General features: G+C 41.0%; 18 protein-coding genes. 4 read left to right on the top strand and 14 right to left on the bottom strand.

The window, feature by feature from the left end; genetic code table 11:
- Window positions 1-27: 27 nt before the first annotated feature.
- The 3 genes from N475_RS18400 (at window position 28) to N475_RS18410 (ending at window position 2325) form a co-directional block, all read left to right on the top strand.
- Window positions 28-579, top strand: a complete 552-nt coding sequence (locus N475_RS18400; protein WP_063365761.1) for a DUF4136 domain-containing protein — start codon at window positions 28-30, stop codon at window positions 577-579.
- Between the two features lie 124 nt (window positions 580-703).
- On the top strand, window positions 704-1915 hold the full coding sequence (locus tag N475_RS18405; protein ID WP_063365762.1) for an aminotransferase class V-fold PLP-dependent enzyme: 1212 nt from the start codon (window positions 704-706) through the stop codon (window positions 1913-1915).
- Between the two features lie 2 nt (window positions 1916-1917).
- Window positions 1918-2325 (top strand): SufE family protein, encoded by a 408-nt coding sequence (locus N475_RS18410; RefSeq protein ID WP_063355977.1) that lies wholly within the window; start codon window positions 1918-1920, stop codon window positions 2323-2325.
- Window positions 2326-2345: 20 nt separating this feature from the next.
- On the opposite strand, the gene tcdA is transcribed toward N475_RS18410, so the two are convergent.
- The 7 genes from tcdA to N475_RS18445 form a co-directional block, all read right to left on the bottom strand.
- Window positions 2346-3140: a tRNA cyclic N6-threonylcarbamoyladenosine(37) synthase TcdA gene (gene tcdA / locus N475_RS18415; RefSeq protein WP_063365763.1), complete on the bottom strand. Its 795-nt coding sequence runs from the start codon at window positions 3138-3140 to the stop codon at window positions 2346-2348.
- 1 nt (window position 3141) lies between these two features.
- Window positions 3142-3807 (bottom strand): TIGR01621 family pseudouridine synthase, encoded by a 666-nt coding sequence (locus N475_RS18420; protein WP_063355979.1) that lies wholly within the window; start codon window positions 3805-3807, stop codon window positions 3142-3144.
- Entirely contained in the window at window positions 3800-4555 is a 756-nt protein-coding gene (gene kdsB, locus N475_RS18425; RefSeq protein WP_063355980.1) for a 3-deoxy-manno-octulosonate cytidylyltransferase, read from the bottom strand. Before kdsB ends, N475_RS18420 begins: the two co-directional genes overlap by 8 nt.
- Window positions 4543-4740, bottom strand: coding sequence for a Trm112 family protein (locus tag N475_RS18430; protein WP_023399430.1), 198 nt, complete (start codon window positions 4738-4740; stop codon window positions 4543-4545). Before N475_RS18430 ends, kdsB begins: the two co-directional genes overlap by 13 nt.
- Window positions 4730-5713: a tetraacyldisaccharide 4'-kinase gene (lpxK, locus tag N475_RS18435; RefSeq protein ID WP_063355981.1), complete on the bottom strand. Its 984-nt coding sequence runs from the start codon at window positions 5711-5713 to the stop codon at window positions 4730-4732. Before lpxK ends, N475_RS18430 begins: the two co-directional genes overlap by 11 nt.
- 2 nt (window positions 5714-5715) lie before the next feature.
- On the bottom strand, window positions 5716-7452 hold the full coding sequence (msbA, locus tag N475_RS18440; RefSeq protein ID WP_063355982.1) for a lipid A export permease/ATP-binding protein MsbA: 1737 nt from the start codon (window positions 7450-7452) through the stop codon (window positions 5716-5718).
- A gap of 63 nt (window positions 7453-7515) precedes the next feature.
- Window positions 7516-9780, bottom strand: a complete 2265-nt coding sequence (locus tag N475_RS18445) for a DNA internalization-related competence protein ComEC/Rec2 (protein WP_081215851.1) — start codon at window positions 9778-9780, stop codon at window positions 7516-7518.
- Between N475_RS18445 and N475_RS18450 the strand changes: the two genes are divergently transcribed.
- Window positions 9760-10272 (top strand): DUF2062 domain-containing protein, encoded by a 513-nt coding sequence (locus N475_RS18450; protein WP_063355984.1) that lies wholly within the window; start codon window positions 9760-9762, stop codon window positions 10270-10272. The two genes, N475_RS18445 and N475_RS18450, sit on opposite strands and share 21 nt — an antisense overlap.
- Window positions 10273-10332: 60 nt before the next feature.
- Here the strand turns inward: N475_RS18450 and N475_RS18455 are convergent, their stop codons facing one another.
- From N475_RS18455 to N475_RS18485, 7 genes are all read right to left on the bottom strand, one after another.
- Window positions 10333-12069, bottom strand: coding sequence for a DUF3466 family protein (locus tag N475_RS18455; RefSeq protein WP_063355985.1), 1737 nt, complete (start codon window positions 12067-12069; stop codon window positions 10333-10335).
- A gap of 8 nt (window positions 12070-12077) precedes the next feature.
- Complete coding sequence (gene uup / locus N475_RS18460; protein ID WP_063355986.1) at window positions 12078-13994, bottom strand: ATP-binding cassette ATPase Uup; 1917 nt, start codon at window positions 13992-13994, stop codon at window positions 12078-12080.
- Between the two features lies 1 nt (window position 13995).
- Window positions 13996-14226 carry a glutaredoxin family protein gene (locus tag N475_RS18465; protein ID WP_063355987.1) on the bottom strand — a complete coding sequence of 77 codons (231 nt, stop codon included), beginning with the start codon at window positions 14224-14226 and terminating at the stop codon, window positions 13996-13998.
- The gene (gene rlmKL, locus N475_RS18470) at window positions 14219-16330 is read right to left on the bottom strand and encodes a bifunctional 23S rRNA (guanine(2069)-N(7))-methyltransferase RlmK/23S rRNA (guanine(2445)-N(2))-methyltransferase RlmL (protein WP_063365764.1); all 2112 of its coding nucleotides are present in this window, start codon (window positions 16328-16330) and stop codon (window positions 14219-14221) included. Before rlmKL ends, N475_RS18465 begins: the two co-directional genes overlap by 8 nt.
- 64 nt (window positions 16331-16394) lie before the next feature.
- Window positions 16395-16925: a cell division protein ZapC domain-containing protein gene (locus N475_RS18475; protein WP_063355989.1), complete on the bottom strand. Its 531-nt coding sequence runs from the start codon at window positions 16923-16925 to the stop codon at window positions 16395-16397.
- A gap of 121 nt (window positions 16926-17046) precedes the next feature.
- Window positions 17047-18057, bottom strand: coding sequence for a quinone-dependent dihydroorotate dehydrogenase (gene pyrD, locus N475_RS18480; protein WP_063365765.1), 1011 nt, complete (start codon window positions 18055-18057; stop codon window positions 17047-17049).
- 81 nt (window positions 18058-18138) lie between these two features.
- Window positions 18139-22974, bottom strand: a complete 4836-nt coding sequence (locus N475_RS18485) for an NAD-glutamate dehydrogenase (protein ID WP_063365766.1) — start codon at window positions 22972-22974, stop codon at window positions 18139-18141.
- Window positions 22975-23026 lie beyond the last annotated feature (52 nt).

Consider the following 23026-nt stretch of genomic DNA (forward strand, 5'->3'; position numbering starts at 1 on the left):
CAATACGCCTTCGTTAAGGAGTAAAAAATGACTCGCAACTTGCTTGTAGCTTTGAGTTTATTTGTTTTAACCGCTTGTACTAATACGCCCGATTGGGATTATGATAAATCCGTTGAATTTGCAAATTATAAGACATTTGCTTGGTCGCCTGAAACCGACTTTGATAAAGGCGCCGAAAATTATCAAATCAGCGAATTAATGGAAAAGCGTGTACGTAACGCAATCCAAAACGAGATGGGCCTGCATGGCTTTAAGTTAGTTGATGCGCAAAAGGCCGATGTCATGGTCAACTTTCATGCATCTGTAGACACCAAACTCGATGTTGATACTTTTAACACAAGCTACACGGCAAGATGGAATTACTGGGGTGTTGGTTGGCATACACAGACTCAAGCACGAGAATATGAAGTTGGCACGTTAGTCATAGATATTGTTGATCGTGCTTCAAATCAGCTTGTTTGGCGCGGAGCTAAAGAAGGCCGTTTAAGGAAGAATCAGTCACCTGAAAAACGTACTGAATCTGTAAACAACACAGTCAAAGATATCTTAGCCAATTTCCCACCCAAGCCACAGCACTAGATTCAAAAAGGCAGCCAAGGCTGCCTTTTTTGCATTTGTGCGGGCGTATTTTTTAGTACGGGGTTGCAAGGCCTCTACAATTAGGTAGAATTCTGCCGTTTATTGGCCTTGCAGAGCATACACATTGATTGAGCAACTTCGTAAAGATTTCCCTTTATTGCAAACACACATTGACGAGCAACCACTTTGTTATTTCGACTCTGCGGCAACGACACAAAAGCCTCAATGCGTTATTGATGCAGTAAACAAGTTTTATCGGCAAGACAACGCCAATGTGCACCGCGGAGCACATACACTCAGTGCAGCAGCGACTACTCAGTATGAATCTGTGAGAAATAAGCTTGCGCAGTTTTTAAATGTGAGTCAGCGAGAGATTGTTTGGACCAAAGGTGCCACAGAATCACTCAATCTCATTGCCTATGGTTTATCTGAAAAGTTAAACCAAAACGATGTGATTTTAATTTCTCCTTTAGAGCATCACGCTAATATCGTGCCTTGGCAACAAGTCGCACATAGAACCGGTGCCAAATTAGAATTATTGCCAGTTAGCAAGCAAGGAATATTGGACTTAGAGGCTTCTAAAACACTAATTAGTGCAAAGAAACCCAAAATACTCAGCATCTGCCATGCATCAAACGCACTTGGCAATATCCATGATATTGCCGCACTAATCCAAGTTGCAAAACAGTTCGACACCATAACGGTAATAGATGGTGCTCAATCACTACTTCACCTGAGGCCAGATCTAAGTGCTATGGGCTGCGATTTTTTTGTCTTCTCCGCACATAAAGCATTAGGGCCAACAGGTCTTGGCGGGCTTTTCGGACGATACGAGTTATTAAATAGCATGCCGGTCTACCAAACTGGTGGTGAAATGATCGAGCGCGTTAGCTTTTCAGGCACAACATTCAGAGAAGCCCCAGGTAAATTTGAACCTGGTACGCCAAATATCAGTGGTGTCATTGGGTTTGGCGCAGCTCTTGATTATTTAGATGCTATTGATGCGAATACCCTCGCTCACCACGAGGCAAGTTTGTATCACTACTTGGTAAATGCTTTAAAGAAAATCGATGGTATTTCCATTTGGGGAGATACTGAGCGCAATATTGGAGTTGTCAGCTTTACTTACAAAAACGAGCACCACTTTGACATAGCGACTTTTTTAAATACCTATGGTGTTGCAGTCAGAAGTGGACATCACTGTACTCAGCCCTTAATGGATCATTTATCTCTGCAAGGCACTGTCCGTATAAGCTTAGCATTTTATAACTCCTACCAAGACGTTGATATACTTATCGACGCATTGAAAAATACTATTGATATGTTGGAAGAATAATAATGGACATCAATCAAATCCAAACTCAGCTAAACAGCCTCAATGGATGGCAGGCGAAGTACCGAGAAATTATGCTACTTGGTAAAAAGCTCCCATCATTACCTGACGCACTAAAAACCCAAGATGCGCAAGTACAAGGGTGTGAAAGCAATGTTTGGTTGCATCTAGATTTAGATGAAAACCAAGAACGTCTAGTGATTATTGCCGATTCTGATACTCGAATAGTAAAAGGCCTTTTGGCTATCATACTCGCTTGCTACAACAATTTGTTGCCACAAGAAGCAAAACTCGTTGACGCGTATGCGTTATTTGAAGAAATGGGATTGATTCAACATTTGAGTCCTTCACGCGGAAATGGGGTTAAAGCCATCGTAGAGCGTATACAGACTCAAATCAGCGCATTTCAGTGAGGAACTGAAATGCGCGAGCACTAACTATTTCGTTCGCGCTTTTCCAAATATTTACGAATAGATTTCGCAGCTGCAAAAAAGCCAAAACTTCCAGTCACCATGGTTGCAGAACCAAATCCAGTTGCACAATCCATATTTTTGCTCCCATCAGCCTGCTGCTTCGCCTTACATACACTACCATCGTCAGTGGGATAAACTAACTGCTCTGTAGAATATACACAGTCGACTGCAAATTTACGCTTTGGGTTTGACGTAAAGTTATACTGTTTACGCAATAGATAACGTACTTTTGCAAGCAATGGGTCATGGGTTGTTTTAGCCACATCACCATAACAAATTTGGCTAGGGTCCGTTTGCCCGCCTGCTCCACCGGTCGTTATGACTGGTATTTTGTTGCGTTTGCAGTGTGCTATTAAAGCTGCCTTTTCTTTGACTGCGTCAATACAATCAATGACATAATCAAAGCCTTGGATATAATCTTTGATATTCTCAAGTGTGATAAAGTCATCAACGACAGTCACTTTGCAAGCCGGATTAATATTTTCTAGACGCGCTTTCATTGCTTCTGCTTTGATTTCACCAATGGTATCTGTAACTGCATGCAATTGACGATTAATATTAGTCACACAAATATCATCTAAGTCGATAAGTGTAATATGTCCGATACCTGTTCGAGCCAGAGCTTCCGCTGCCCAGCTACCTACCCCGCCAATACCAATCACACAAAAATGGGCTTCACTTAACCATGCAAGCTGCTCACTACCATACAGCCTCCCAATACCACCAAAACGAAGCGATGTATCTTGCTCTGTCATATTACCACTCTAACTGCTCGGGCTGTTGCCACGAATTATAAATATCATGTGTTACTAATTGCGCAAAATGCTCACCCTCTTTAGGCTTCGCACTAAAGCTTAAATATTCACCATTCCACTCAAATGCAAGGTAAAAAGCATGCAAATAAACTCTATCTGCTGACTTTCCACCATAGTTTACATCACCTAATATAGGTGCTGATAGACTTTTTAGCGCGACCCGTAATTGATGCGTTTTACCGCTGAAAGGTTTCATTAAACAAGCTCGAACGCCTGCCGCCACACTTACTGAGTAAAATCTTGTTATTGCTGGGTTTTCTTGGCTTTTAAGAAGTTTATATGTACCTCTTCTGGATTTCGCCATATCCCCTTTTACCCAGCCTTGTTTCTTCTTAGGCTTATCAGTTACTAGCGCAAAGTAAAACTTGTTTACCTGTCTTTGAGTAAACAAAGTTGTTAATGCAGCCGCAGCTTCACTTGAAGTCGCAAGTACTATCAGGCCTGAAGTAGGTTTATCCAAACGATGAACGGGAAATAAGCTCATATTAAGTTGTTGCTCAAGTAAAGCGACAAACCCTGCTTCTGATTCACTGTGAAAGCTCACTCCACAAGGTTTATAGGCAACAACAAAATCTTGATGCTGGGCAATAATGCCGAATTTACCCATTGAGGTACTCAATAACACGCGCTAGGTCTTCTGGTGTGTCGACTCCAGCATGAACTGGCTTATTTGCCTTTGTTATTTTAATTGGGTAGCCATGATAAAGCACTCTTAGCTGCTCCAATGACTCTTGCACTTCAAGCGGCGAAACGCTCAACTGAAGATATGTTTTTATAAACCCTGCACGATAAGCGTATATTCCAACATGTCGTTTAAAATGCGATAGCGGTATTTTGCTCTCATCTAACTCCATCATGCTCTCTCGCTGAAACGGGATAGATGCACGTGAGAAGTAAAGCGCATTATTGTTGGCATCGCTAACAACTTTTACCGCATTCGGATTTAATACCTCTTCAACACTCTCAACATCCACACTCAGCGTTGCCATCGGCGCAGATGAAGCGAATAGCAAGTTCGCTACTTGCGTAATATTCTCAGGCTCGAGTAATGGTTCATCACCTTGAACGTTGACGATTAAAGTGTCGTCATCTAAGTTCAAAATATCGACTACTTCCGCTAGACGCTCTGTACCTGACTGGTGGTCTTCTCTAGTCATCAACACATTGTTGGTAAACTTTTTTACTTCGTCAAATACTAACTGGTGGTCTGTCGCCACATAAACCGCTTTCGCACCAGCTTTTTCAGCTTGTTCAAAGACGCGCTGGATCATGGTTTTACCGCAGATATCTACCAGCGGCTTACCAGGCAAACGCGTCGAAGCATAGCGTGCTGGAATAACGACTATGAATTCCACTTCTCTACCTCTTCAAGGCTTAACTCTCTTGCTTCATTTTCTAGCAATACCGGAATATCATCTCTCACAGGGTATGCCAATTTTGCTGCGGTGCTGATCAGCTCTTTGTTTTCTTTGTCATATGCCAGCTTGCCTTTACATACTGGGCAAGCGATGATTTCCAACAATTTTGTATCAAATGCCATGGCCAATAATCCCCTTCTTTTCTAATAAACAATGCAGCTTTTCAATAAGCGCTTCAGATGGAACGGCGTCTACACGCAAAAAGTACCAATTGTCTTTTGCAAAAGACTGGCACTTAACTGCGTCCTTTTCAGTCATAAACACCGGTTGTTTTGTATATGCTTCAAAATCTTGTTCGCTGTACATATGGTGGTCAGCGAAATGTTTATTCTGTGTAATTGTAACCCCATTTGCCTGTAAAGACTTTTCAAACCTAGAGGGGTTTCCAATTGCACTTACAGCAATACCTTTCGATGGGTACTCTTGAGCTCTTTGACCAGTTTTCACGCTGAAAAAGCCTGATGTGCACAATGAGTAACCATCCTCTTTTACCGAGCCATTATACACAGCCAGATCGACCGACTTTAAACGGCTAGGAAGCTCTCTCAAAGGTCCCGACGGGAGAAGTAGACCATTGCCAAACCGTCGTTCGTTATCAATAATGCAAATTTCAATGTCTCTTGCTAATTGATAATGCTGTAACCCGTCATCACTTACTATAATATCTGGTTCGTTGTGCTCAATTAGATATTCGATACTCGCTTGTCTATCGCCACCAATGACAATATCACAACCCAGCCGTTTAAAAATAAGTAGAGGCTCATCACCGGCTTGTGCAGCGCTGCTTTCTTCAGTGACATGATACGGTGTATGAGGAGGGTTTGAACCATAACCTCTACTTATGACAGCTACCTTTAAACCGAGCGATTGTAAATAAGGTACTAGCCACAATACGAATGGTGTTTTGCCATTCCCACCAATACCAATATTACCAACAATTAAAACTGGCGCTGGCGCTTTATAAGAAGATTTAATCCCCAGTTTAAACAGCACTTTTCTAACATTGCTAACTAGCCAAAAAAGGCCGCTCAAAGGTAACAAAGCAATATTCAAGAGGCCGATAGGTTTGTACCAGCTTTTCTCTATTTTATTCAATGTTATTCACCATATTGCATTTTGCACAGTGCTGCATAGGCACCATCTTTTGCTAGTAGTTCGTCATGTTTTCCTTGTTCTAAGACTTTTCCTTTATCAAGAACGTAAATCTGATCTGACTTTTCGATTGTTGAGAGCCTATGGGCAATAACGATTGAAGTTTTATTCACCATTAGTTTTTCTAACTCTTCTTGAATAAGCCGTTCCGACTCTGTATCCAATGCTGAAGTAGCTTCGTCTAGAATAAGAACCGGCGCATCTTTAACAATGGCTCTGGCAATTGCAATACGTTGCCTTTGACCACCAGACAACATAACGCCGTTTTCACCCACTTCTGTATTTAAGCCATCCGGTAAATCTTTGACGAACTCCCATACGTGGGCTTGTTTAGCAACTCTGATTAACGCTTCCTCTGACAAAGGCTCATCTAATCCATACATGATATTGTTAGCGATGGTGTCATTGAATAAAGTGACATGCTGTGAAACCAGTGCGAATTGTTTTCGTAACGAAGCCAATGAGTACTCTGTCAACTCAACGCCATCTAATGTTATTTTTCCAGCGTCTAAGTCATAAAACCTAGGCAACAAGTTTGACAATGTTGACTTACCTGACCCACTGCGCCCTACAAGAGCAATACTCTTGCCTGCTTGCACGTTTAAAGACAGGTTTTCAATAACGGGCTCATCCTTAGTGGGATATGTAAAGGTGACATGCTCAACACTAATTTCACCACGCACACTTTCAGCCTCATATGTTCCTGTGTCTTTTTCTTTTTTCTGATCAAGAACTTCAAAAATACTTTTCGCAGCCGCAATACCACGCTGAAAATCACTATTCACATTTGCTAACTGCTTGAGTGGGCGTAGCATCATGACCATTGCAGTGATCAAAGAAGCAACTACACCTGGCGTCAATGTTTCATGTACATCTGGCATTGCAATGATTGCTAAAACAACGGCCATCGCACTGGCTGCAATCAACTGGATCACTGACACACTCAACGCTCTAGTCGCATCCATTTTCACTCGCTGCTGTCTGTTATGATTATTGACAGTAGCAAAGTGCGCTATTTCTTTCTCTTGACCACCGAAACCATGAATTTCTTTATGACCAGACAACATTTGCTCTGAGCCTCTCGTTACAGCACCCATTGCATCTTGGATATTTTTAGAAATTTTTCTGAAACGTTTAGAAACAACGCTAACCACGATAGCAACGAAAGGGACGATAACCAGAAATAGCAACGACAATTTCCAACTTATTGCAAACATGCCCCAAAGCAAGAAAACGACGAATGCGCCTTCTCTGATTGCAACTTGTAATGCTCTAGTTACAGCCTGCTGTACCTGTTCAGTGTCAAACGTTATTTTTGAAACCAATTCACCGTTGGAGTGCTTATCATGAAAGGAAACGGGCATAAAGAGCATATGCTCATATAACTGCTGACGCAATTTGCGCACAACTTGAGAACCGACATAGCTCAAGCAGTATGAGGACATGTAATTAAATATCCCCCTTCCCAGTACTAGAAAAATCACCACGATAGGCGCCATTGCTAGTACATCTTGATTGCCTTGGGTTAATCCATCATCCATAAATGGTTTCATCAGTTGAATGAAAAGCGCATCCATAGCGGCATATCCCAACATACCAAAGATCGCAAAAAACGCTGCAATTTTAAATTCGTAAGTGTAAGTCAAAAGCCTTTTATAAATTTGCTTTCCAGACTGTTGCATAGTATTACTCTAAAACTTCAAAACCCCTATATTGTATCTGCCATCAGCCAAAAACTGAATGCATTATCTTAAAAACCATAGATTTTTCGCTTCTCTGGCCATGAAAACTTGATAACGGCTAGAAAATATACGAATTTGAATGTGGCCATTTAAAGCTGTATCAAGCATTTGATATCCTGCGTTGTCATACCTAGCTATCACATCTCGATGAGGCAGTTTCCAAGGGGAATGATAACCCCTTGAAAAAATTACTAACTCAGCATCCACGGCTTCTATAAATTCAACTCTAGACGATGTGTTGCTACCATGGTGTGGCGCGAGCAATATCGTAGATTGCAAAGCTGTACTATTTTCATTTACGAGCTTTAATTCAGAACGAGATTCAATGTCACCGGGCAACAAGAGTCTATTGTGTCCATCACTAATAACAATAACACATGAATTATTATTGTCGTTATTCTGCAATTCTTGCGGCCACAGCACCTCAACAAATAACCCTTCAAAGTTCAGCGTTTGTTTTAGACAGGGTTGTTGATACGTGAGCCCATGAAATGTATGCAAGCTACTGCCAAATCCATTTTCGATTAGATCATTTAACCCTCCGGCATGATCGCCATCATCATGGCTTATTACCGTATGGACAAGGGTAATGTTGTTTGCTTTGATAAAAGGCAATATTACGTTTTCAAATATAGAATACGAGCCAAAGTAATTTGCGCCTAGATCATAAAGTAAACCCTTGCCTTCTTTTGAGACTAAAACCGCAGTTCCATGCCCCACATCAAACACATCTACCTGCCAATTAGGTGGCTGCCAATAATACCAACGAGTTATAAGCAAAATAACAGGAATTGAGGCATAGCGAAGCGTGGGTTTAACCAACAATAATGCAATAGACAGCAACATCAAGCCCAAATCAGGTACACCTAACTGTCCGATTCCTAACCAATTGAACTTCAAATCTTTCAGTAGAAGATAAGACTCATTTAAAACCCAGTCTAATGGACTAATTAACGGTATATTTATAAAAAGAGAAACTAGGCTCTGTAAAATAATGGCCGGAAAAATGATCAGCCCCAGCAGGGGAATTACTATTAAGTTAACAATTAACCCTGAGATACTCACTCCTTGAAATGCAAATACACTCCAAGGTAGTAAAAACAAAAATACCACAAACTGTATTTTTATTAATAGCTTAGCTTTATATGCAAGGTTGTTACTAGTTAAGTTAAAGTTTTGACGCTTAGATAACACCCACAATATGGCTACCACGGCACTAAAAGAGAAATATAGCCCTATGTTTAATAGTGAAAATGGTTCAAAAACAACGACTAATGTTAAAGCATAAAGAACTATTCTAGTTAAGCCTATTCGCAACCCAAAACCATAACAAACCACGCCTAAAGCCGCCATTAGCCAAGCTCTTTGCGCAGATACCTGCATGCCACTCAAGATGACATATACACCTGCGATTATGAGTGCACCACACATACAACCTAAATTGACATTTATGGCCTGACTCAAACGACTGTAAATTAAGAATGCGCTGCATTTGAATACAATAAAACTCAATGAAAATAGGATACCTATATGCAACCCAGAAATCGCCATTACATGACTTAACCCCAAATTTCTAAATTCACTTTTTTGCTCCTTTGTTATCTTTGTTCGATCGCCACTGAGCAGCACATAGTATAGCCACCCCAATTCAAACTCATTGAAAACACTCGCCATATAACGCTGATACGCTTTTTTAAATTGCGCTTTTCTTGAAATAATTTCATCAATCTCCATTCGTCCTTTAAAATGAATGTGATTTCTAAACGCATATAGTTCAGTATCAAATACGTCAAAATTTTTCCTCGAACGAAAAAGCCGTATTTTTCCAAAGCCTGACACCTCATCTCCTTCTTTCAGAGCTTGAGGGCTTTTTGTGACTGACAGATTTGCATAGATGGTTTTTACTGGTGATACATGAAACTTATCAAGCTTTACCACATCTAACTTGATGTATGTGTAGCTACTTCGATTGATAATTTTGGATACATGGCCATGTATTTTGACCGGCTTATCTACAACTTCATTTTTCCAACTTACATGATAGAAAGTGAAGTAATGAAAAACTGTAACAAAAATACCTAAAATAAAACCTGCCAAAACATTCGAAAAAAGCTTAAAATAGCTACTAACAAAAACGAGCATGGCAATACTGCTGGGTAACTGCCAATAATCCAGATAAAAAACGGATATTAGGCACCCGCATACGATGCCGAAGCAAATCAATAGTGAAGTAGATGGTTGCTCTATATGGCGAAGAAAACGATCCAACGCTTTTTACCTGATCACAATAAGATCAAAGAACAAAAATCGTTAAAGATATTTGGTAATTTATTGCATGATGCAAACCTTTGGCATTTAAATCGGCGTTCAGCCAGAGGTGCTTTTTCAGTTGGACTGTTTTTTGCGTTCATCCCTGTTCCCTTTCAAATGGTACTTGCGGCAGCCCTTGCCATACCGTTTAGAGTAAATTTACCTCTTTCGATTGCATTAGTTTGGATTACCAACCCACTTACAATGCCACCGATCTTTTATTGTTCATATCTTGTCGGTGTTTTTGCACTTGGTCAAGAGTTACAACCATTCCACTTTGAACCCACCTGGGCATGGTTAAGTCAAAGCATTTCAACCATTGGTCCTGCGTTTATGGTCGGGTCTCTCATTTGTGCATGTATTGCAGCAATTATTGGATTTTTTGGTATCGATTATTTGTGGAGACGTTCTGTAAACAAAGCGTGGGAAGCACGCAATCAGGCGGATTAAACCTCTTATAAAATTCCAATCAATAAAAAAGGCCCTTGAGGGCCTTTTTTATTGTCTTGTTTACTTTTTATTTCTGCGTCTTCTTAACATCAATAGTGGCGCTGACAATAACGCAATCACGCCGCCAAAGGATGCTGAACTACGTTCATATGTCTCGGCTTCATCTGGCGCACACTCTGCTGGTGTGCCACTGCTGTTTCGAGTTAATAACACAGGAATTGCAACTGATTCAAACTCTTCATTGCCGTTGCTATCTTTCATGATATTGCCCAACGAGTCTTTTCTTTTTACTGTTTTAGTTGCAATAGCATAAATGTTGCCGCTGTCTGTAATCTTTATAGCTTCTGAGACTTGATATGGAAAATCGGCGCTTTTACAAGGCAGTAAATCGTTGATATTACTAAGCTGGTTGGTTGCTTTGTCAAATAAGAAAGCATCTCTTCTTGGAACTGATACGTTCTTTTCTACTTCAGCTTGGCCTATGATTTGTCCGGCATTATTGATATCTCTAACATACATATCAGAGCCTTCATAAAATGAAGCTATTTCTTTGTATTCAGAATTATCGATATCATAGTAATAACTTTTAACGTTAACAAAGGAGCCTGTAGTAAATTCGTCCATGCGATAACCAACTATCACATTGTTGTCATTAATCGCAATTGCTCTACTACTCTCATACCCTTTGTCATGTTCAACAACTGGCTTAAATGTGCCATCTTGGAAGTAACCAGCGCGCTGTCTGATGATGAAATCATCACCCTCTCTTGTTTGCGACTGACCAATTGGAACGCCAGCTTTGTTGACAGCAAGGGCCGAGCTAACGTGTATTCTTTCCTCGTTCTCTTCTCGAGTTAGGCCTATACCTAAGTCCTTTGTTTCAGAGGAAATAATGTTAAAGTTCGCGTCTAATTTCCATTGGTAAGCGCGCAAATCATAGTAACCACTGTTTTGAAGCTGCCAAACACAAACAGCAACCGGCTCATCTTCACCTTTACAGTTGTCGTTAAATCTATCTTCAGAGTCTTTCTCAACGCTTACCGCACTCTGGCCTACCACTAAGTATGAACCGTCATCCAGCTTTTTAATATCTGTTGCAATGCTAAAGCTACCATAGTCATCTGAAAAACTACCAGGTAGCTCCACTGTTTCACCATTAGGCTTAATTAGTAAAGCCCTTGATGCATGAGCTCGCTGAAAGAAAGTTGTATTTTCACTTTCATCTTTCTTTTGAAACTCGATTTGGTCGTACGGTGCCGTTCCCCATCCTACTGCCGTGCCATCAGACGCAATAGCAGTTAAAAGCTGCACAGTTGAACGAGATAACCCATTGGTATAATCGCGGTTAGCATCAAACAGCACCTTTTCATCTGCAGATGTCGTACTAAACATAATACCAATACCTGAGTTCAATTTTTGAAACTCCGGATTATTTGATCTTGTTGATATGAAGTTACGCATAAACAAGTGGGCATCAGCATTAGTGGCAGCTGCGTTATTCTTTTCAATATCTTCTAGTGTGAAATCAATTGTTTCATCACGAAGTTCTAGGTTACGCTTCCATGAGTCATAGGCGTTTTTAATACCGCTGTCGTTAAAATCGATGTAGCTTACATCAATTGGTAGGTTGAATAACTCGGTCGCACGACCAACCATCACACCAGACTCATTCGCATCCATTACATAGGTATGCTTTGTATTTTCATTTGTTGGTAATTCTGATAATTCATAAGTAACAGCAAAAAGCTGTCCTGAAAAGCACAAACCAATACTGGCGGCTAAAAGTGAATATTTCATTTCAATCCTTACTGCTGATTCTGTAAAGCTTCTAATTCTTCCCAGCGTTCAAACGCGGTTTCGAGCTTTGACTCCAATTCTGCCAGTTGGTTCAAAGCCTGTTGTGTCACATCGGAATCTTGCTTAAAAAACTCTGGAGAGTTTACTAATTCTTGCTGACTTTCAAGTGCAGCTTCAAGCTCCTCTACTTTACTTGGCAAAGCCTCTAATTCAAGTTTTAATTTGTAACTGAGCTTACCTGATTTGTTTTTACTTGTATCGCGTTTAGCTACTGGTGCGGCTTTTTTCTCTTTGTCTAGTTTCTCTAGTGCTTTTTGTTGCGCAAGTTTATTTTCTCGATAAGCTTCAAAATCACTGTAGCCGCCTACAATTTCGGTGACAACACCATCACCTTCAAAAGCCCAAACGCTATTACATGTATTGTCAATAAACTCCCTATCGTGACTAACAATCAATATTGTGCCTTGATACTGGGTGATGATTTCTTCCAATAGCTCGAGTGTTTCTATATCCAAATCGTTGGTTGGCTCATCCAGTACCAAAACATTCGAAGGCTTAAGGAATAGTTTTGCCAGTAACAGACGGTTTTTTTCTCCCCCTGACAACGCCTTAACTGGCGTTCTTGCCCTTGCTGGAGGAAACAAGAAGTCTTGTAAATAGCCCAATACGTGCCTACTGCGTCCACCTATTGAAACTTCCTGTTTGCCTTCGGCAACATTGTCTTGCACAGTCATTTCTTCGTCTAACTTTTCTCTATATTGGTCAAAGTAGGCGACTTCAAGATTAACACCCTGCTTGATTTTACCGCTATCTGCAGACAGTTTTCCAAACAACAATTTCAACAGTGTTGTTTTACCAATACCATTTGGTCCAATTAACCCTACTCGATCGCCTCTCATTACCAACGTCGAAAAGTCTTTAACAATTGGTTTATCTTTGAAAGCATGATTCACAAAACTGGCTTCAAAGACCAATTTACCAGAGCGATCGGCTGACTCGATATTAAAGTCCGCTTTACCGACCTGCTCAATACGCTGTTTACGCTCAACTCGAAGTGCCTTGAGTGCGCGTACACGTCCTTCATTACGGGTTCTTCTCGCTTTTATTCCTTGACGTATCCACGCCTCTTCTTCTGCAAGCTTTTTATCGAACAGCGCATTTTGAGCTTCTTCCACTTTTAGATCATGTGCTTTTTGCTCAAGGTATTTCGCATAATTGCCAGGATAAGAAATGAGCTTGCCACGGTCTAAATCGAGAATTCGTGTAGCAACCGCTCTAATGAAAGCACGGTCATGGGAAATAAATACAATTCCGCCTTTAAAATCTTTCAAGAATGATTCAAGCCATTCTACACTTGCCATATCTAAATGGTTTGTTGGCTCATCCAGCAATAGTAGATCTGGATCGCTAACCAAGGCTTTAGCCAGAGCAACTTTTCTTAACCATCCACCAGAGAGCTTTTCTAAACGCATTTGAGCAGTCAACTGAAGTTGACTCAAAACCAAGTTGATTCGACTTTCAAATCGCCATGCATCAGCAGCTTCAATTTCCGCGGACAAACGCTCCAAGCGATTCAGTAATGAGCTAGACTGATCCGTTTGCAGTTCTTCACTGACATGATTGTATTCAATAAGCAAACTTGCCACATCTGGCAGGCCATTAGCAACATAATCAAATACAGAGCCGTGAGCCCCCTTGGGTGGATCTTGCTCTAATCGCGAGACTTTTAGGCCTGTTAAACGGTTAATTTCACCATCATCTAGCACGACCTGCCCATCTAACACTTTTAGTAAGGTAGACTTGCCGGCACCATTTCTGCCAACAATACAGACTCGCTCACCAGCTTCAATTAGCGCATCTGCATTGTCTAATAGTGGATGGGAACCAAAAGCGAGTTGTGCTTTAGCTATTCTTATTAAATCCATCTTATTGTACTAACTCTTGAATTTGTTGTTGAGTAAACGGCCAATACAGCAGTTTACCCGTTGTTATATTTTTCATGACTGGAATAGAAGTTTGAAACTCGTTAATAAGAGCTTCACTCTCTAAAATATCCTGATGCTGAATGTCATCGTCGTTAATGCAAGAAAGCGCTAAAGACAACGCTTCTTCACACAAATGGCATCCATCAGTATAAAACAACGTCACCTTAGCCATGGGTTATCAACCAGCTATTGTGAATTTGCTTGTTACGTTTAAAGTCTGGCGACAGTGTTTGCGTTGAGATATTTTCCGCTTTTAGGCCAAGACCCATTAGTGCCACTTCATCCATTTTAAAGCCACGCTTATTGTTGGAGAACAACAACACGCCATCTGGACTTAAGATATTCTTAACCCACGTTAGCAACTGAATGTGATCACGTTGTACGTCAAACACATCCTTCATTCTTTTAGAATTTGAAAACGTAGGTGGATCTAAAAAGATCAAATCGTATTGTCCTTTGGCATGTTCAAGCCACTTTAAGCAGTCAGCTTGCTCAAATCTAAAACGTGGGTTTTTAAGGTTGTTTAATGCAAAGTTTTCTTCAGCCCACTTCAAATACGTCTTTGACATATCAACAGTAGTCACTGCTTTTGCTCCACCAATCGCGGCATGGACTGAAGCGGACCCTGTATATGAAAATAAATTCAGTACGCGTTTATCTTTAGCATTTTGTTGAATAAATCGACGTGCCAAGCGATGATCTAAAAATAGCCCTGTGTCTAAGTAGTCATACAAGTTTACTTTAAATTTAGCACCAAATTCTTCAATAACTTGATAACGATTTTGCTTCTCGTAAGACGTATATTGAGAGTCTCCGCGCTGTTTTTTACGCACTTTTACCGCTAACTTGCTTGGAGAAATTTGTAATGTTTCAGCAGTTAAAGAAATCACATCTTGCAAACGTTTATCAGCCACTTCTGCATTGATCTCTTTAGGCGCAGCATATTCAAAGATAACCGCATTATCATCATAAACGTCTACAGCAACGTTGTACTCTGGAATGTCAGCATCATAAAGTCTGTAAGCTTGCACAGACTCTTTTTTCAGCCAACTTTTAAGCGCTTGCTTGTTCTTTTTTAATCGATTAGCAAATGCACGAGATTGCTCATAATGAAGTTCAGAAGTTTGCTGATTTTGCGCAACTTGCTTTTCGTTTAGCTCATAAAGGTAAAGCGTTACATCAATTGGACCATTTTTAAACTTGTAGCGTTTTTTTGATGCAAGTTTAAGTAACCTGAAAAGCTCGTCATCTGTACCTAACAGTGCAGCATTCCAATCCTGAAAGTGCTTTTTAAAGCTTGCGCCCATACTGCGGTATAAACTGATTAGCTCAGCCATTGAACCCAAGCGCTCACCATATGGTAAGTTACTCAACACGGTACCCGGACGCTTAGCAACCGATTGTAAATTACCTGCGTCTGAAACTTTAAATTGAATATGCTCGCCAATCCCAGCACGATTTGCGTTAGATTGAGCTGTATCAATCACTTTTGCGTCAATATCATGACCGATTAGCCACAAGTTTGATGCTATTTTTTCTGACTTAAGAGATTGCTGTATCTCTTTAAACTTTGCTTCTCTAAAACTAGGTAATCTTTTGAAAGCAAAGGCTTTATGCAAATTTGTAGGTAATTTTAATGCCATACTTGCCGCTTCGATAAGAAGCGTGCCTGAACCACAGCAAGGGTCGAAAAGAGGTTTCGAAGTATCCTCTAACCAACCACTACGCATTACTAGTGCAGCAGCTAAATGCTCCCTAATTGGTGCTTTACCTTGTTTAGTTCTATATCCGCGATCTGACAGCCTTGGGCCTGAGTAATCAAGATACAGAGCCAGCTTTTGCTTATTCAGCTTAGCAATAATTCGCACATTGGCGTCTTGTTTATCTACTGAAGGGCGCTGTTCATACAGATCTTGAAAATAATCTACCACAGCATCTTTAATAACTAGGCCCGAGAATTGGCTATTTTTTAATTCTTTATTTGTGCCATTAAACTCAACAGCAAATGTTTGTTTTGGACCAAACCACTCTTGCCAGCCTTGAAAACGTGCAAATTTATAGAGATCTTCTTTGTTTTTGATATCTTCATGTTCGTCAATCAGCAACATCACGCGTGTTGAAAAACGCGTCATCATACAAAACTTTTGAGCCGTTAAGTTATCAGCTTCAAAGCGCACTGATCCAATGCTTTGCTTAGTAACTTTAATTTCGAAAGATTGAAGTTCTTCGACCAGTAAATTCTCGATGCCAATCGATGTAAGTGCAATAAACTGCAATGTGCTAACCCTATAATTTCAATTGACGCGAGTATAACACAGGTGTTGACAGACTGGGATTGGATTAAGCTCTTCTAGCGAGTTTATTACTCACTAATAACGGATGGATACGATTGTTAAGTACTTTAATTGCCTGAAATTGCTCGAGCACAATATTCTCATCTAGGCGAAATTCTGCTGTTAGGTTTAAGCACAAACTCGCTTCACTGTCGTGATCGACAATCAAGCACTCTCCTAGCATCTCTTTAGACTGTAAACTGACAACCGCATTACATAGAGCTTCTGAGCCGCTGTAAGGCGAGAAAAACCAGCTTTTCGCTTGCATAGGTAAAAGGTGAAATTTTGCAGCTGTGGCATTGAGCGATATTTGGCAGCATTGAGCTTCTGACCAAACTGCATAAGTACATAAGTAGTCAAATACATTTTGATAAAACTCTGCTTCTTCCACACTCAACGTAGGGCTACTATTTGAGTCTGCTGTTAATTGTCGCAACCTGAAGGGAGTACATAGTTGTAGCTCATCGCCAAGGTCAACAAGCAACCGATTTTGTGTGCGACATTGTAACCAACGCCACTCTTTTGATGCTTGCAAAATCGCCCTCCGAATTACTACTTCTCCAAATTAACAGTAACTCGTAGTATATCGCGATTTTTGCAAGTGTAAAAATATTTATAATAACTTTTTCTTTAGGATCATTTAGTAATATGACTGATCCTTATAAAGAATTTACGATCCTTTTGATCAATTGTGGACCTTCATAAATAAAGCCAGTATAAACTTGTACCAGATCCGCTCCAGCGTTCAGCTTTTCTTGAGCCGCTTCTGCACTGTCAATGCCGCCTACACCAATGATAGGTAGTTTACCATCGGTTAAACGCTTTAGTTCACTCACGACATGCGTCGACTTTTCTCTAACCGGTCTGCCCGAAAGTCCGCCTGCTTCTTCAGCATGCTCAAGTCCTTGTACAGCTTCTCTTGCCAGCGTTGTATTAGTTGCAATCACCCCATCAATTCGATTATTGACAAGGGATTCAGATATTTGAGTCAACTGTACTGCGTCCACATCTGGTGCTATTTTTACTAACATTGGCACTGATTTGTTGTGTTTTGCGATTAAGTCAACTTGTTCATTTTTGAGGCTTTGTAACAAATCATCCAACGCCTCTCCATATTGTAAGTCACGTAGTCCTGGCGTATTTGGAGATGAAATATTTACAGTGATATATGACGCATGTTCAAACACTTTGCGCATGCAATGAATATAGTCATCTTTGCCCTGCTCATTAGGCGTGTCTTTGTTTTTACCAATATTGATCCCAAGGATCCCAGTGTAATTTGACGCTTTTACATTCGCGACAAGATTATCAACCCCTTTGTTGTTAAAACCCATTCTGTTTATTACAGCATGTGCTTCTGGCAAACGGAATATACGAGGTTTATCATTACCCACTTGTGGTCTTGGTGTAACTGTACCAACTTCAATAAACCCAAAACCCATTTGACCAAATGCATCGATACACTCTGCATTTTTATCTAAACCAGCAGCTAAACCAACCGGATTATCAAACTCTAATCCTAAAAAATTAACTGGCTTCTTAGGGAGTGACTGTGACCATGCGAGACTTAATGGTGTATTTTTGAAGCGGCGAAGATTGCCTAGTGCAAAATCATGTGCCCATTCCGCATCTTTATTAAACATATAACGACGTGCTAAATCGTAAAACATCGTGACTCCTTAAGTTCCTGGTAACAGTTTGAGGCAAAAAAATACCCCAGCAATTGCCGGGGTATTGTAACGCTTTAATTTTTATTTGGAAGTATCACAGTTGTGACTGAGTAACATTAACTCTCTCAATGCTACTGAGAACTTCGCAAAGTCATGGTTTTGAGATGTCTTGAACTCAGCAAGCATCTGCTGCCAGCGATGAAGTAGTGAAGCTTGATTATCCATCCACTGGTCAATCAGCGTATCGACATCATCATCGTTACCTTCAAAGCTATTAAGTACCACTTCAGATAAAGCACGCTGCTGCCAATCAAGCTCTTCACGATATGAAGCACGTGCCAGTGCTTGCCAGTGGTTTGCAACAGGTTGTGCAGTGATTTGCTCTAAGAACCAGTGTAGACCCATATTAGCGCCTAACTTGAAGTAGGTGTTAGATACTACTGAGATATCGCGCTTAGCATTATTTGCAACTTCCGCAAGATCCATTACTGAGAACAAGCTAGATAGCGACACGATACGGTTTGCTAATGCTTCTGGAACACCTTCTGAAGTTAACTCTGCTACTTTCTCAGCAAGACGTGAGCTTTCTTCCTCAACCATATAAGTTGTTAGATTCGCACTTAAGTCTGCAAATGTTGGAGCGAAGAACTCAATTGTTTGCTCAATCGTCATTGCTTTATTACGGTGACGTAAGAACCAACGTGTTACACGGCGAACTGTACGACGTAATTGATACAACATCTCTGTTTGAACAGCTGAAGGGATCTTATTATCAAGCGATGAGATTTCAGCCCATGTTTCTGACATCTGGAATGTCGCACATGCAATTGAGTAACAAAGTGCAATTTCAGCTTCTGTTGCGCCAGTCTCTTCATGCATACGGATCATGAAGTTCAAGCCCATATCATTAACGATATTGTTCGCTAGCTTAGTCGCAATGATCTCTTTTCTCAGCGGGTGCTCATCCATTGCCGCGTTAAAGCGGTCACGAAGAGGAACTGGGAAAGAGTTTACTAGTAACTGACGGTAATAAGGATTTTCAGTGATTTCATCAACCACTAGAGTTTCTTTAAGCACCATCTTTGAATAAGAAACTAGAACAGAAAGCTCTGGGCGAGTTAAGTCAAGACCTGCAGCTGCGCGTTCAGCTAGCTCTTCATCACTTGGTAAGAACTCGATGTTTCTATCAAGTTTACCTTCTTTCTCAAGCGCGTGAATGAAGCGGATCTTCTCTTTAAGCGTCGCAGGACCTTTTGACTTAGTGACAGACAATGTATGAGTTTGACGGTAACAGTCAGCAAGTACTAGTTCAGATACTTCGTCAGTCATTGCATATAGCAATTCGTCACGCTGTTTCTTAGTTAGGTCACCTTCTGCAACTAAGCCATTAAGTAAAATCTTAATGTTTACTTCGTTATCTGAGCACGCAACGCCACCTACGTTATCGATAAAGTCAGTGTTAATACGGCCGCCTTTTGCTGCAAATTCAATTCGACCAAGTTGCGTTGCACCTAAGTTACCACCTTCACCGAAGATTTTAGCACCTAGCTGTGAGCCGTTGATACGAAGTGCATCATTTGCTCTATCGCCTACATCTGCGTCACTTTCGCTCGCCGCTTTAATGTATGTACCGATACCACCATTCCAAAGTAGATCGACAGGCATCATTAACAGCGCTTTAATTAGCTCAGTTGGCGTCATGCTTGCTTTCTTCGTGCCAAGCATTTTTTTGATCTCAGGCGTCAATGTAATCGACTTAGCCGCACGAGAGAAAATGCCACCACCTTGAGAAATCAAGCTAGCATCATAGTCTTCCCACGAAGAACGTGGCAATTCAAACATACGAGCACGTTCTTTATAAGAGCTTGCTGCATCTGGATTTGGATCAATGAAGATGTGCATATGGTTAAACGCTGCGACCAAGCGAGTGTGCTCAGAAAGCAACATACCATTACCAAATACATCCCCTGCCATGTCTCCAATCGCAACTGCTGTGAAATCAGTAGTTTGACAATCGATGTCCATTTCACGGAAGTGGCGCTTAACTGACTCCCAAGCACCTTTTGCAGTGATACCCATTTTCTTGTGGTCATAACCAATTGAACCACCAGAAGCAAATGCGTCTCCAAGCCAGAAGTTGTACTCGTCTGCAATGCCATTTGCAATGTCTGAGAATGTCGCAGTACCTTTATCCGCCGCAACAACCAAATATGGGTCGTCTTCATCATGACGAACTACGTCAACAGGAGGAACAATATCGCCATGAATAATATTGTCAGTGATATCTAGAAGACCACGTATAAAGATCTTATAGCACTCTTGACCTTCGCGGAAGAATCCTTCACGGTCGTTTGGCAACTGCTTACATACAAAGCCACCTTTAGAGCCCACAGGAACAATTACTGTATTCTTAACCTGCTGAGCTTTTACCAAGCCCAAAACCTCAGTACGGAAATCTTCACGGCGGTCTGACCAACGTAAACCGCCACGCGCTACCTTGCCGCCACGTAAGTGAACACCTTCAATACGCGGAGAATAAACAAAAATCTCGAACGCAGGCAGTGGCAATGGCATCTCAGGGATTGCACTTGGCTGAATCTTAAATGAAACGTAAGACTTGTTAGTGCCGTCAGCTTCTTTTTGATAGAAGTTCGTACGTAGTGTGGCATCAATCATAGCAACGTAAAGACGAATGATACGGTCATCGTCCAAGTTAGCAACACTTTCAAGCTCGTGGTAGATTTTCTCAACTAGCTTATCAAGCGTCTTCTGAGCAGCCTTTTTCTGAGGACAGAATTTCTTCTCGAACAATTCGACCAATTGATTGGCAATACGCGGATAGTGCTCGAAAGTGTTTTCAATATATGACTGAGAGAAAGTAACACCAATTTGGCGCATATACTTAGCGTATGCGCGTAGGATTGAAGCTTCACGACCTGTTGAGCCAGCTTTCAACACTAGGCGGTTGAAGCCATCGTTTTCAAGGCGATTATTCCACACATTGATAAGCGCGGCACGGAAACGTGCTGACACTTTGTCAAAATCAGCTAGACCTTTGCTATCAAGTAGCATTGAGAAGTCCATGATCCAGTTTATTTGACCATCACTTGTTTTAATCGCATACGGTGTTTCACCAATAACGCGCAGGCCAAAATTTTCTAGCATTGGCATGACATCAGATAAGTGAATAGGCTCATCTTTATGGAATAAGCTCAAACGAACAATTTGCGAGTTTGCTTCTTCTTGAGGACGGTAGAACAACATTTCTAGTTTGTTGTCATCGCTTAACTTTTCAAGCTTCTCAATGTCTACTACCGCAGCACTTGGTAGGACTTCGTCTTTATAGGCTCTAGGGAAAGCCGTCGCGTACTTGCGATTTAAGTCGTTACCACGAGCTTCACCATCACTAGCTAGTAAAGCAGTTTGTAGCTTATCTTCCCAAGTACGGGCAGCTTCTACCAAGTTATTTTCGATTTCTTTCACGTTATACTTAATGTTGTTGTCAGCTACACGAACAATGTAATGCGTTCTTGCCAGTGTAGACTCAGAGAAAAATGTGGTGAACTCAACTTTTTCGTTAGAACCAAATGCATTACCTAACAACTTTTGAGTTTCGCGGCGAAGCGCTGTGTTATAGCGCTCACGCGGTACATAAACCATACATGAGAAGAATCTTCCGTATACATCTCTACGAATGAATAAGCGACACATGTCACGTTCTTGGGTTTGTAAAACACCCATAGCGACATCTAGCAACTCTGACTCACGAGCTTGCACGAGCTCGTCACGAGGATAAGTTTCTAGAATGTTTAGTACAGCTTTGTACGCATGTGTGCCTTTAGCAAAATCACACTGCTCCATAATGCGAGCAATTTTGCTTTTTAAAACAGGAACGTCTGAAGCACTGTTGTTGTAAAAACTTGATGAGAATAAGCCAATAAAGCGATCTTCACCGATTACATTGCCTTCACTATCAAAACGCTTAATTCCGACATAATCTATATGCGCCGGGCGGTGTACGCGTGACTGAGAATTGGTCTTTGTTAGGATAAGCAAATTCTTACTACGCGCTTCAAGACGTGCGACTTCAGGTAACTCTGAAAGTAGACGGCTGCTTTCAGAAGAGTTCTTCATCAAACCTAGGCTGGAACCTGCAACTGGTTTTAACTCATAGTCACCTTGCACTGGTACTAAGTCATACTGACGATAGCCCATAAAAGTGAAGTTATCGCGTGCGAGCCAATCTAAGAATTCAACGGCTTCGTTTAGTTCTTCTTTTGAAGCATCATGCTTTCGGTTTGGAATGTCTTCTCCGACAGATACAAGCTTGTCTCTGACAAGCAACCAGTCTTCGACAGCAACCGATACGTCTTTTAACACCGACTCAAGTTCGTGTGTAAAATCAGCAATTACCGAGTCATCAGTTTGACGATCTATTTCAATGAAGAAAACGGTTTTTGTAGAGGAAGATTCTTGTTCGGTTTTCAAACCTGAAATGGCAGAAATTTTATCTTGTTTGTCACGGTTGATTTTGAGAGGGCAGTGTAAAAGCAAATGCGATGCAATATTCTTACGGCTAAGTGCCATTCGCACTGAATCAACCAAAAACGGCATATCATTAGAAATGATTTCAACAATCGTATGTGACGATTGCCAGCCATCTTTTGCAACTTCAGGGTTGAATACACGGATTACTGCATCGTCTGAGGTATTCTTTTCTAAAGAATTCCACAAACTCAAAGCAGCACCGTAGAGGTCACTGTCGTTACGATGTGCCAAGTCCTCTTTAGACATGTTGCTGTACAAGGCTTTGGCAAATGTTTCAACGAGCGACACGTTATCGGCATGAACTTTTTTATGGATCAACTTGCAAACGTTATCAAGGATAACCGATGCTGGACCTTCACTTTGTGTCATTATGTGTTCCTTAATCTATACCACCTTTGAACGGTAGATTATTTGTACAGCC

The sequence above is a fragment of the Pseudoalteromonas luteoviolacea DSM 6061 genome (assembly GCF_001625655.1).
Taxonomy (GTDB): Bacteria; Pseudomonadota; Gammaproteobacteria; order Enterobacterales; family Alteromonadaceae; genus Pseudoalteromonas; species Pseudoalteromonas luteoviolacea.